Origin of the sequence: Sinorhizobium garamanticum (assembly GCF_029892065.1) — a bacterium.
GTDB classification, from domain to species: domain Bacteria; phylum Pseudomonadota; class Alphaproteobacteria; order Rhizobiales; family Rhizobiaceae; genus Sinorhizobium; species Sinorhizobium garamanticum.
The window spans coordinates 3,476,356-3,486,886 of sequence record NZ_CP120373.1 but is presented as its reverse complement, the minus strand read 5'-3'; the positions used below and the strand labels follow the sequence as shown (position 1 = coordinate 3,486,886).

Below are 10,531 nucleotides of genomic sequence, written 5' to 3'. Positions count from 1 at the left end.
GGCTCCGATTTGAGAACAGAATCACGGCAATTCAAATGCTGCAATGAGCTGTGCGCGTCGGATATGGCGCGCGGCGCTCGAGGAGGCCGAAATGAAGCCGCGGATCAAAGTCCTTACCCTTGGCGTGAACGATCTCGAAAAGTCTCTTGCCTTTTATCGCGACGGAATGGGACTGCCGACGGAGGGGATTGTCGGGCAGCAATTCGAGGATGGTGCGGTGGTCTTCTTCCATATGGGCGAGGACCTGATTCTGGCACTGTTCCCGACAACTTCGCTTGCGAAGGACGCGAAGATAACTGCGCCACCAGTGCGGCTCGGTGCGGTGTCGATCGGGCACATCGTCAAATCGAAAGAAGAGGTCGATGCCGTCATGAAGCAGGCTGAGAACGCCGGCGCAGTCATCACCGATCCGGCGCATGAACGCGTCTGGGGCGGCTATTCGGGTTATTTCCACGACCCGGACGGCCATCTCTGGGAGATCGTCTGGAACCCGCAATGGACGGTAGCCGATTGAACGCCGAGCGCCGGGAGAGGCCTGGCATCAGTGAAAGCGGTCAGGATCCTCTAGAATCAAGTGCTAGTGCGTCCTTTGTGCGTCCATTTGAACGCACGGTGCTGTAGACGCGTGGCGCTGTAGAGCAAAAAGAAAGGCCCCGGATGAATCGGGGCCCTCGAAGTTCCGCTGATCGGTCCGGCCCTTGCCGGATTCGATCAATGTTTCTTGTTTGCGTAAACCGACTTCTTCGTCAGGTAGATGAGGCCGGTGAAGATGAGCAGGAACACCATGACCATGAAGCCGGTGCGCTTGCGATCTTCGAGATGCGGCTCGGCCGCCCACATCAGGAATGCCGAGACGTCCCGGGCGTATTGGTCCACCGTCTGCGGCGTGCCGTCGTCATAGGTGACCTGGTCGTCGGCGATCGGCGGGGCCATGGCCAGCGCTGCGGCGTTCGCGAAGTACGGGTTGTAATGCGTTCCCTCATCGACCTCAACGCCTTCCGGCGGCTCCTGATAACCGGTCAGCAGCGCATGGATGTAGTCCGGTCCGCCTTCCTGATAGGGCCAGAACATGTCGAAGACGAACTGCGGGAAACCGCGCTCGATGCCGCGTGCCTTCGCGATCAACGAAAAGTCCGGCGGTGCGGCGCCGTTGTTGGCGGCAGCCGCTGCTTCCTTGTTCGGGAAGGGCGACGGGAAGTGATCAGACGGAACGGCCTTGCGGGTGAACATTTCGCCGTCCGCGTTCGGTCCGTCCTGAACTTCGTAGTTTGCCGCGAACGCCTTCACCTGAGCCTCGGAATAGCCGAGATCCTCGAGGGTACGGAAAGCAACGAGGTTCATCGAGTGGCAGGCAGAACAGACTTCGGTGTAGACCTTGAGGCCGCGCTGCAGCTGGCCCTTGTCGTAGTGGCCGAAGAGGCCGGCAAAGGTCCAATCCTGCTGTTCCGGCTTGTGGATCGGGAAGTGCGGCGTGCCGGTGGTGGCATGCTCCTCCCCGCCTGCCGGTTCCTGGGCGACGGCAGCGCCCAAGCCGAGACCGGCGACGACAGCGAGTGACAGAATGCCTTTAACAAGCTTTTTCATTGTTGTGGGTTCCTTATCAATCACTGTTCTGATCAAGCGCGTACGGTTGCCGGCTGCGCCTTTGCATTCTGCTTTTCCAGCACCGCTTCAGTGATGGAGTTTGGAATGCGCTTTGGCGTTTCGATCAGGCCGAGAACCGGCATGATGACGAGGAAGAAGGCGAAGTAGTACAGCGTGCCGAGCTGCGACATCACGACATAGAGGCCTTCTGCGGGGCGCGAACCCAGCCAGCCGAGCATGATCGCGTTAGCCACGAAGATCCAGAAGAACAGCTTGTACCACGGGCGGTAGACGGCCGAGCGGACCTTGGACGTGTCGAGCCAGGGCAGGAAGAACAGGACGAGGATCGAGCCGAACATCACCAGAACGCCGCCAAGCTTGGAGTCGATCGGTCCGATGTTGAATGTGATGGCGCGCAGCATCGCGTAGAACGGCAGGTAGTACCATTCCGGAACGATGTGAGCCGGGGTCTTCAGCGCATCAGCCGGAATATAGTTGTCCGGATGGCCGAGGAAGTTCGGCATGTAGAAGACGAACCAGGCGTAGACGATCAGGAACACCGATACGCCGAGCGCATCCTTCAGCGTTGCATAGGGCGTGAAGGGGACCGTGTCGGTCTTCGACTTCACTTCGACGCCGGTCGGGTTGGTCTGGCCGACTACATGCAGAGCCCAGATGTGCAGGACGACGACGCCTGCGATCATGAAGGGCAGCAGATAGTGCAGCGAGAAGAAGCGGTTCAGCGTCGGCTGATCGACGGCGAAGCCGCCAAGCAGGAACTGCTGGATCCACTCACCCACCAGCGGGAATGCCGAGAAGAAGCCAGTGATAACGGTCGCGCCCCAGAAGGACATCTGACCCCAAGGCAGAACGTAGCCCATGAAACCAGTTGCCATCATCAGAAGATAGATGACGACGCCAAGGATCCAGAGGATCTCGCGCGGTGCCTTGTAGGAACCGTAGTAGAGCCCGCGGGCGATGTGGAGATAGACCGCGATGAAGAAGAACGACGCACCATTGGCATGCAGGTAGCGCAACAGCCAGCCGTGGTTGACGTCACGCATGATCTTTTCGACCGAATTGAAGGCGACGGACGTTTCGGCCGCATAGTGCATGGCCAGCACAATGCCGGTCAGGATCTGGACGACCAGCATCACCGACAGCATGGCGCCGAAGGTGTAGGCGTAGTTCAGGTTGCGCGGAACCGGATAGGAGACGAACGAGTCGTGAACCAGGCGCGGCAGCGGAAGACGGGAATCAACCCACTTCTCGATGCCTGTCGTTGGCGTGTAGGTTGAATGATCAGCACTCATTATCAGTAGTCCCCTCAACCGATCTTGATAACTGTGTCGGAAACAAACGAGAAGGTCGGCACAGGGAGGTTTTCCGGTGCCGGGCCTTTGCGGATACGGCCGGCCGTGTCGTAGTGCGAGCCGTGGCAGGGACAGAACCAGCCACCGAAATCACCGGCCTGACCGAGCGGAACGCAGCCGAGATGGGTGCAGGAACCGATCATGACGATCCAGTTTTCCTTGCCCTCGCCGGCCGACCGGTCGAGATCGTTGGCCGCGGCGTCGTCAGCAAGATTGGCATTGCGCGCAACCGGGTCCTTGAGATCTTCCAGAGGAACGGCCTTGGCGTCTTCCACTTCCTTGTCCGTGCGGTTGCGGATGAAGACCGGCTTGCCGCGCCATTTCGCCGTCAGCGACATGCCGGGCTGCAGGCTGGAAACATCGACCTCGATCGAAGCGAGCGCGAGCGTCGATGCGTCGGGGCGCATCTGGTCGATGAACGGCCAGGCGGCGGCAGTGGCGCCGACGACGCCGGCCATGCCCGTGGCCAGGTAAAGGAAATCGCGGCGAGTGGGCTCGCCCAAGGTCTCGCTTGAAGTGTCGTGTTCGCTCACGGCTAAACCATCCTCTCACGCAATGTTGCGGAACCGCATCCGCCCCGGCGAGATTCCTGTTCAGGCCTTCACCCAATCCAAGGAACCACGCCCTCTCAACTCGCTGGCGCCCCAGCCGGCCCGCCGAGACAAGCATGGACCGGACACCAGTATCCGGAAAATCATGCGCACGCACTGCACGCAGATTCCCCGTCAATCGGCCGCGTTCTATGCCTGATCGCAAATTATGTCCAGCCTTGACAAGGGGATGTGGGCAGATTGTCGCGGCTAAAAGCGCGACCAATTGGCACAAGGACTTGACGGGGTTGCAGGCCGTTTCCCGGAAGGTCTCGCGGACGGCCAGCGAGCGACATTTAAGCGCCCTATTCCGCCGCTTCTTCGCGCGCCAGAAAACCGCCCGACTGACGCGACCAGAGGTCGGCATAGAGCCCGCCGCGCGCAATCAGCTCCGCATGGGTGCCATCCTCTAAGATGCGTCCCCTGTCCATTACGACTAGTCGGTCGAGTGCGGCGATCGTGGACAGCCGATGGGCAATCGCGAGCACCGTCTTGCCCTCCATCAGGCGCTCCAGATTCGACTGGATGGCGGCCTCGACTTCGGAATCGAGCGCGGAGGTCGCCTCGTCGAGAACGAGAATTGGCGCATCCTTCAGCATGACACGGGCAATCGCTATTCGCTGCCGCTGGCCGCCGGAAAGCTTGACGCCGCGTTCGCCGACATGCGCGTCGAAACCCTTTCGGCCACGCTGATCCACCAGGTTTACGATGAATTCGTATGCCTCCGCCTTGCGGGCTGCTTCAATCAACTGCTGTTCATTCGCGCCGGGCCGTCCGAAGAGGATGTTGTCGCGGATCGACCGGTGCAGAAGCGAGGTGTCCTGGCTGACCATGCCGACATGGGCGCGCAATGATTCCTGACGGATCGCGGCGATGTCCTGGCCGTCGATCAGAATGCGGCCACCCTCGAGATCGTAGAAGCGCAGCAGCAGGTTGACGAGCGTCGACTTGCCCGCACCGGACCGACCAACGATGCCGACCTTCTCGCCTGGCCGAATGGTGAGCGAGAAATCGTCGATGACGCCGCCGCCTTTTCCGTAGTGGAATTTCACGTGCTCGAAGCGGATCTCCGGTCGGTGCACCTTCAGATCAGGCGCACCTGGGCGGTCGACAAGCCCGATCGACTGGGAGACGAGCTCGGCGGAATTCTGCATCGTGCCGATATTGCGCATGATCGCGTTGAACTGCGACATCATGCGGCCGAGCAGCATGTTGAGGCGCAGGACCAGCGCCAGCGTGAACGCAACCGCCCCGGAACTGACGGCGCCAGCGAGCCACAGATGGATCGAATAGACGGCAATCGCCGCAATCATCAGGCCGGACAGCAGCGCCAACGACGACCGCACGGCCGTCAGCAACCGTGTGAAAGGGATCACCGCTCCCTGGAACCGGTCGAAGCCGGCGCGAATATAGCGGTCGTTCTCCTCATCACTGCCGAAGAGCTTCAGCGTCTGGATATTCGAATAGGCATCGACCATGCGACCATTGAGCATCGACGCCATCTCGGCCGTCTCGCGGGCATGCTTGCGCACACGGGGGACGAAATAGCGGGCAAGCGCAAGGAAGACCACAATCCAGAATGCCACCATTGCCGCGAGCCGCCAGTCGAGCTGGGCGATCAGCGCCATGGTCGAGGCCGTGTAGATGACGATGAACCAGACGACCTGGAGGAGCGAGACGATGAGGTCGCTCGTGGCCTGCGCGCCGGACCAGACCTTCGTGACGATGCGGCCGGAAAAGTCGTTCTGGAAGAAGGTCAGCGACTGGCGCGCTACGTGGACATAGGATTGCCAGCGCACCAGGTTGAGAAAGCCGGTGATGATCGCCTGTTCCTCGACGAGCGCGGCGAGCGCAACGGCGAGAAAGCGGAACACCAACACCGTCAACAGCATGAAGAGCAGTTCCGGTCCATTGGTGGAAATCAGGCCGCTCCACCCGGCCTCCGGCTTCACCGTGTCGAGGACATCGACCAGCCGGCCGACGAAATAGAAAAGTCCGGCTTCCAGCATCGCCACAAGGCCGCCGAGCACCGCCATGGCAACGAACGGCCCCTTCGCCTGGCTTGCGTAGAACCAGGCGAAACCCCACAGCGATTTTGGTGGCTGCAGCCTCTCCCGCGGCGCGAACGGCTTGATCCAGTTCTCGAAGATGGTGACGATGGCCCGCAGCATGGTTTCCGATATAGGTGGTTGTGCAGCGGCGGCAAACGATTTCGGATGCCGGCTACATTACAAATGCGTGAGTTGCGCGCGCCATGCAGCCGGCGAGCGCGAGAAAAACGCTTTAACCAATTGCTATCAAACGACAATCGAAGCGGCGGATTACTCCGCCGCTTCCTCCTTCTCCAGGTCGTCGGCAATGAAGCCGCCGGACTGGCGCGACCAGAGATCGGCATAGAGCCCGCCCTTGGCGACGAGTTCTTCATGCGAGCCGGTTTCGACGATTCGGCCGGCCTCGAGGATCACCAGGCGATCCATCTCGGTCAATGTCGAGAGCCTGTGCGCGATTGCGATCACCGTCTTGCCTGACATCAGCGCGAACAGGTTTTCCTGGATCGCCGCCTCGACTTCCGAATCGAGCGCCGAGGTTGCCTCGTCAAGGATCAGGACCGGTGCGTCCTTGAGGAAGACGCGCGCGATCGCGATGCGCTGTCGCTGGCCGCCGGAAAGCTTGACGCCTCGCTCGCCGACCTGTGCATCGAGGCCGCGCCTGCCAAGATTATCCTCCAGCGCCTGGATGAAGTCCCAGGCGTTCGCCTTCTTCGCCGCCGCGATGATGTCCGCGTCGCTCGCTCCCGGATGCCCGTAGGCGATGTTGTCACGTATAGAGCGATGCAATAGCGACGTGTCCTGCGTGACGACGCCGATCTGCGAGCGCAGGCTATCCTGGGTGACGGTGGAGATATCCTCGCCGTCGATCCGGATGGAACCGGACTCCAGGTCGTAGAAGCGCAGCAGGAGATTCATCAGCGTCGTCTTGCCGGCGCCCGACCGCCCGACGAGCCCGATCTTCTCGCCCGGGCGGATGTCGAGCGACAGCCGGTCAATCACGCCCTTCGCCTTGCCGTAGTGGAAGCGGATGTTGTCGAAGCTGATCGCGCCCTTGTCCGCCTTCAGCATGGTCGCATTGGGCTGGTCGACAATGTCATGCGCCTTGGTCATCATGCCCATGCCGTCATAGACCGTGCCTATATTCTCGAACAGCGCCGAGACCTCCCACATGATCCACTGCGACATGCCGTTGATGCGCATCGCAAGGCCGATCGCGATGGCGATCGCACCCACCGAAATCGCGCTCGTCAGCCACAGGTGGATGCCAAGGGTGCTGATGGCGAAAAGCGCCAGGCTGTTGTTCGTGTAGACGAACACGTGAAACAGCGTGACCTTACGCATCTGCCGGTGAACGGTGTCGAGGAACTCGTCCATCGCCGCGCGGGCATAGGTTTCCTCGCGGCCCGCATGCGAGAACAGCTTGACCGTCGCGATGTTGGTGTAGCTGTCGACGATACGGCCCGTCATCATCGAACGCGCATCGGCCTGCTCCTTCGAGATCCTCTGCAGCCGCGGCACGAAGTAGGTGACGATGGCGATATAGACGACGAGCCAGACAGCGAGCGGCATTACCAGCCGCCAGTCGGCCGTCGCGACGACGATCAGCATCGTCACGAAATAGCTGACGACATAGACAAAGACGTCGAGAATCTTCATCACCGTCTCGCGCACGGCAAGTGACGTCTGCATGACTTTCGTCGCCACGCGTCCCGCGAACTCGTTGGCAAAGAAGGTCATGCTTTGGCGCAAGAGGTAACGGTGCATCTGCCAGCGCGCGATCATCGGGTAGTTGCCGAGCAACACCTGATGCATGACGAAGGAATCGACAGCGACGAGACCCGGCAGGCCGATGAGGACGAGCGCCGCCATCCAGAAGAGCTTGCCGCCCTCGGCCGCCAGGAAAGTCTCGCGGTTGGCGCTGGTGAGCCAATCGACCATGTTGCCAAGGAACTGGAACAGCGCCACCTCGCCGATTGCAATCAGCATCGTGCAGACCGACATGATCAGAAGCCATGGGACCGCCGGCTTCGTGTAGTGCCAGCAGAAGGCAAAAAGGCCCTTCGGCGGAAGCGTCGGCTCTTCCGTCGGATAGGGATTGAGGCGGGATTCAAACCAGCCAAACATTGTCGAGCTCCTTCAGAGTATTTTGAAGGAAGGCGGGTCGCCCCGCATTCTTATCTTGAAAAATCGAAACCGGAAATGGGCCCGCAAAACAGGCTACGACCTCCGGAGAACCGGAGCGCGCGTCAATCGATCGATAGAAAGAAAAGGCGCGGAACCGGTCAGACCAGGAAGGACCCGGCCCAGAGGCGTGTCATCACGGGAATATGCATGCATGCCTCCATCGGTTCGCGTTGAAGATGAGCGAGCTTTAAACCCATTCGCGCGCCCGCGCCAGATTGTCGCGGGTATTTTCTTGCCCATTTTGTAATCATCGTGCCTGCTGTTGCCAATACGGCACAGATTAGCGAGCACAAAACCAGCGACGTGAAATGTACCCTCCCATGGCGAGGGCCCGGGTGGATCGCGGGACAATTCACTGTCATAGAAGCCGTCGCTTTTCCACGCTTCCCTACGTTCCGGTGAAGGCCCATGAACACTCTCCGCATCGCGCTCTACCAGCCGGACATTCCGGGTAATACCGGCACGATCCTGCGGCTCGCTGCCTGTCTCGGCCTCTCGGTCGACATCATCGAACCAGCCGGCTTCGATCTGTCGGACCGCAACCTCAAGCGCGCCGGCATGGACTACATTGCAGCCGTCACCCTCACCCGCCACGTCAACTGGGAGCGCTTCGAAGCCTGGCGGGCGACTACCGGCAGGCGGCTTGTGCTCGCCTCGACCAAGGCGGCGGAGCCCTATACGCGCTTCGCCTTTCGCCCGGACGACATCCTGCTGTTTGGACGTGAAAGCGCGGGCGTGCCGGACCAGGTGCACGAGCGGGCTGACGGCCGTGTCGTCATCCCGATGGCCCCCGGTCAGCGTTCGCTCAATATCGCCATCTCGGCCGCCATGATCGTCGGCGAAGCGATCCGCCAAACCGAGCCTGCCTGACCGGACGGCGAAAAGCGTCATGCCCTGTCCTCCTGTTGCCGGAAGCGCACGGTGAGCAGCATCCGGCTTACCAGGCAGATCAGGGCGAGCGCACCGAGCAACGCACCCGCGCCTGTGAAGGTGGCCGCATAGCCCCAGCCGCGGACGAGCGGCTGACTTGCAAGCGGTGAGATGAATTGGCCGGCAAAGATGCTGGCTATCAAAGCGCCCGAAAGTCGCCCGCGTAGTGCCGGCGGCGCGATTGCCAGCAGCGAAGCCGAGAGGTTCGGCGTCATCAAACCCATGCTGATCCCGGTTATCGCCGTGGCGGCAAGGATGCCCGCATAGGATTGAGAGCTTCCCAATCCGATGTAGCCGGCACCAAGTGCCGCGAAACCGAGGGCGAAGACGCCCATCCGACCGATGCGGCCCCTCACCCGCGAAAAAGAAAGCGCCGCCAGGACGCCAACAACCTGCCCTGCTCCGATTGCGATACCGGCGCGGCTTGGCTGCGCGATACCGAGGCTCTTCAGATAGAATGGGAGCTGGGTCGGCAGCATGTAGAAGATCGCGAAGTGCAGGCATGCCGCGAAAAGCAAGAGGACGAGCGGCAGCGCGAAACCGTGGCGTTCCTCCTTTCTTACATCCGCAACCGGCGAGGCGTGGTGTCTTTGCGGCTCCGGGATCAGCGCGAAGACTGCCGGCAACAGCGCAAAGGCAAGGCAATAGATCGCAAAGGGCCCGCGCCAGTGGATGTCGGCGAGCAGACCGCCGCCCGACAGGAAGATGGCACCGCCGATACCGACGAAGGCGGCCTGAAACCCCATGTAGCGGTCGCGCGCTACCCCCTCGAAGAAATCGCCGACCAGCGCCGTTGCCGTCGTCATGATGCCTGCGACGGAAACGCCAAGGACCGCGCGGCCGACAAGCAAGGCCGGCAGGCTGTCAAGGACGAGGCCGGACGATCCAGCCAGCGCGAAGACGACAAGCGAAAGAAGCAGCAGGCGCTTTCGACCGAACCGGTCGGCAATGACGCCGGCGACGGGCGCGAGTCCGGCGATGAAGATTGCCGGGAGCGTCAGCATCAGCCGGCTGAGCAGCGCCGCGCCCTCGGCCTCGGCGAAGCGAGCCTCGATGCCGGGCAAGGACGCGGAGATTGTGGCGCCCGACATGATCGTCAACGCGCTCACGCACAGAAGCGTAAGATTGCGCCCCCGGGTGCCGGGGGAAAGGACCCCCTGCGCACCAGTCGCCATGTTGAAGGTCGGACCGCTCATGCTGCGATCTCATTGTAAGGTGTCGCCTTGCGCGCGGTCTTCAACGTCCGCGCCCACCAGGTCAGCCGATCCATCATCAGGAACAACGGTGCGCGCATTTCATCGGGCTTGTAGAGATTTCCGGGCGCATCGAATTTGGACCAGGCTTTCGGGATGCTGATGCCATCGCGCAAGGTGACCGCATGCAGTTCCCCGAAAACCTGACGGAGCTGCTCTACGGCCCGGATGCCGCCGGATGCGCCGCCATAGGAGACGAAGGCAACCGGCTTGGCATGCCACGGTTCGTAGACAGAATCGATCAGTTCCTTCAACGCGGCCGGATAGCCGTGATTGTATTCAGGCGTGACGACGATGAAGGCATCTGCTTCGGCGACCTTTCGCTCCATCCATTCGGCTGGATCGACGGCTTTTTCGACACCACGAGAGGTCCTCAGTCTCACCGGATCGATGATCGTCAGACTGAAGACGCTGGAAGTCGAAATTTCACGCATAAGCCAGCTGGCGACGGTATCGCAGAATCGGCCCTGCCGTGCGCTGCCGTAGATCACAGCGAGGGTCATCTTCTCTGTCATGGGGAATCAGCTCCTTGTTGTCGGTATCAGGGAGCTCATGCTATAGAACCT

9 protein-coding genes are annotated in these 10,531 nt (G+C 61.2%); 2 read left to right on the top strand and 7 right to left on the bottom strand.

Going from position 1 to position 10,531, the window contains the following annotated elements:
* The first annotated feature begins 91 nt into the window (after positions 1 to 91).
* On the top strand, positions 92 to 514 hold the full coding sequence (locus PZN02_RS16435; RefSeq protein ID WP_280659021.1) for a VOC family protein: 423 nt from the start codon (positions 92 to 94) through the stop codon (positions 512 to 514).
* Positions 515 to 711: 197 nt separating this feature from the next.
* On the opposite strand, the gene PZN02_RS16430 is transcribed toward PZN02_RS16435, so the two are convergent.
* The 5 genes from PZN02_RS16430 to PZN02_RS16410 all read right to left on the bottom strand — a co-directional run bounded on the left by PZN02_RS16430 (position 712) and on the right by PZN02_RS16410 (position 7,722).
* Positions 712 to 1,584 (bottom strand): cytochrome c1, encoded by an 873-nt coding sequence (locus tag PZN02_RS16430; RefSeq protein ID WP_280659020.1) that lies wholly within the window; start codon positions 1,582 to 1,584, stop codon positions 712 to 714.
* A gap of 32 nt (positions 1,585 to 1,616) precedes the next feature.
* Entirely contained in the window at positions 1,617 to 2,897 is a 1,281-nt protein-coding gene (locus PZN02_RS16425; protein WP_280659019.1) for a cytochrome b, read from the bottom strand.
* A gap of 14 nt (positions 2,898 to 2,911) precedes the next feature.
* Positions 2,912 to 3,490, bottom strand: a complete 579-nt coding sequence (petA, locus tag PZN02_RS16420) for a ubiquinol-cytochrome c reductase iron-sulfur subunit (protein ID WP_280659018.1) — start codon at positions 3,488 to 3,490, stop codon at positions 2,912 to 2,914.
* Positions 3,491 to 3,852: 362 nt separating this feature from the next.
* Positions 3,853 to 5,718 carry an ABC transporter ATP-binding protein gene (locus tag PZN02_RS16415; RefSeq protein WP_280659017.1) on the bottom strand — a complete coding sequence of 622 codons (1,866 nt, stop codon included), beginning with the start codon at positions 5,716 to 5,718 and terminating at the stop codon, positions 3,853 to 3,855.
* A gap of 150 nt (positions 5,719 to 5,868) precedes the next feature.
* Positions 5,869 to 7,722, bottom strand: coding sequence for an ABC transporter ATP-binding protein (locus PZN02_RS16410; RefSeq protein ID WP_280659015.1), 1,854 nt, complete (start codon positions 7,720 to 7,722; stop codon positions 5,869 to 5,871).
* Between the two features lie 468 nt (positions 7,723 to 8,190).
* On the opposite strand from PZN02_RS16410, the gene PZN02_RS16405 reads away from it, so the two are divergent.
* Positions 8,191 to 8,652, top strand: coding sequence for a tRNA (cytidine(34)-2'-O)-methyltransferase (locus tag PZN02_RS16405; protein WP_280659013.1), 462 nt, complete (start codon positions 8,191 to 8,193; stop codon positions 8,650 to 8,652).
* Between the two features lie 17 nt (positions 8,653 to 8,669).
* Here the strand turns inward: PZN02_RS16405 and PZN02_RS16400 are convergent, their stop codons facing one another.
* Together PZN02_RS16400 and PZN02_RS16395 are read right to left on the bottom strand one after the other, a co-directional pair.
* The gene (locus tag PZN02_RS16400; RefSeq protein ID WP_280659012.1) at positions 8,670 to 9,908 is read right to left on the bottom strand and encodes an MFS transporter; all 1,239 of its coding nucleotides are present in this window, start codon (positions 9,906 to 9,908) and stop codon (positions 8,670 to 8,672) included.
* Positions 9,905 to 10,480, bottom strand: coding sequence for an NADPH-dependent FMN reductase (locus tag PZN02_RS16395; RefSeq protein ID WP_280659011.1), 576 nt, complete (start codon positions 10,478 to 10,480; stop codon positions 9,905 to 9,907). Before PZN02_RS16395 ends, PZN02_RS16400 begins: the two co-directional genes overlap by 4 nt.
* Positions 10,481 to 10,531: the final 51 nt, after the last annotated feature.

Bases quoted from the DNA above. Each gene is read 5' to 3' on its own strand.
- PZN02_RS16435 (WP_280659021.1), top strand. From the start codon at position 92: ATGAAGCCGCGGATCAAAGTCCTTACCCTTGGCGTGAACGATCTCGAA.
- PZN02_RS16430 (WP_280659020.1), bottom strand. From the start codon at position 1,584: ATGAAAAAGCTTGTTAAAGGCATTCTGTCACTCGCTGTCGTCGCCGGT.
- PZN02_RS16425 (WP_280659019.1), bottom strand. From the start codon at position 2,897: ATGAGTGCTGATCATTCAACCTACACGCCAACGACAGGCATCGAGAAG.
- PZN02_RS16415 (WP_280659017.1), bottom strand. From the start codon at position 5,718: ATGCTGCGGGCCATCGTCACCATCTTCGAGAACTGGATCAAGCCGTTC.
- PZN02_RS16410 (WP_280659015.1), bottom strand. From the start codon at position 7,722: ATGTTTGGCTGGTTTGAATCCCGCCTCAATCCCTATCCGACGGAAGAG.
- PZN02_RS16405 (WP_280659013.1), top strand. From the start codon at position 8,191: ATGAACACTCTCCGCATCGCGCTCTACCAGCCGGACATTCCGGGTAAT.
- PZN02_RS16400 (WP_280659012.1), bottom strand. From the start codon at position 9,908: ATGAGCGGTCCGACCTTCAACATGGCGACTGGTGCGCAGGGGGTCCTT.
- PZN02_RS16395 (WP_280659011.1), bottom strand. From the start codon at position 10,480: ATGACAGAGAAGATGACCCTCGCTGTGATCTACGGCAGCGCACGGCAG.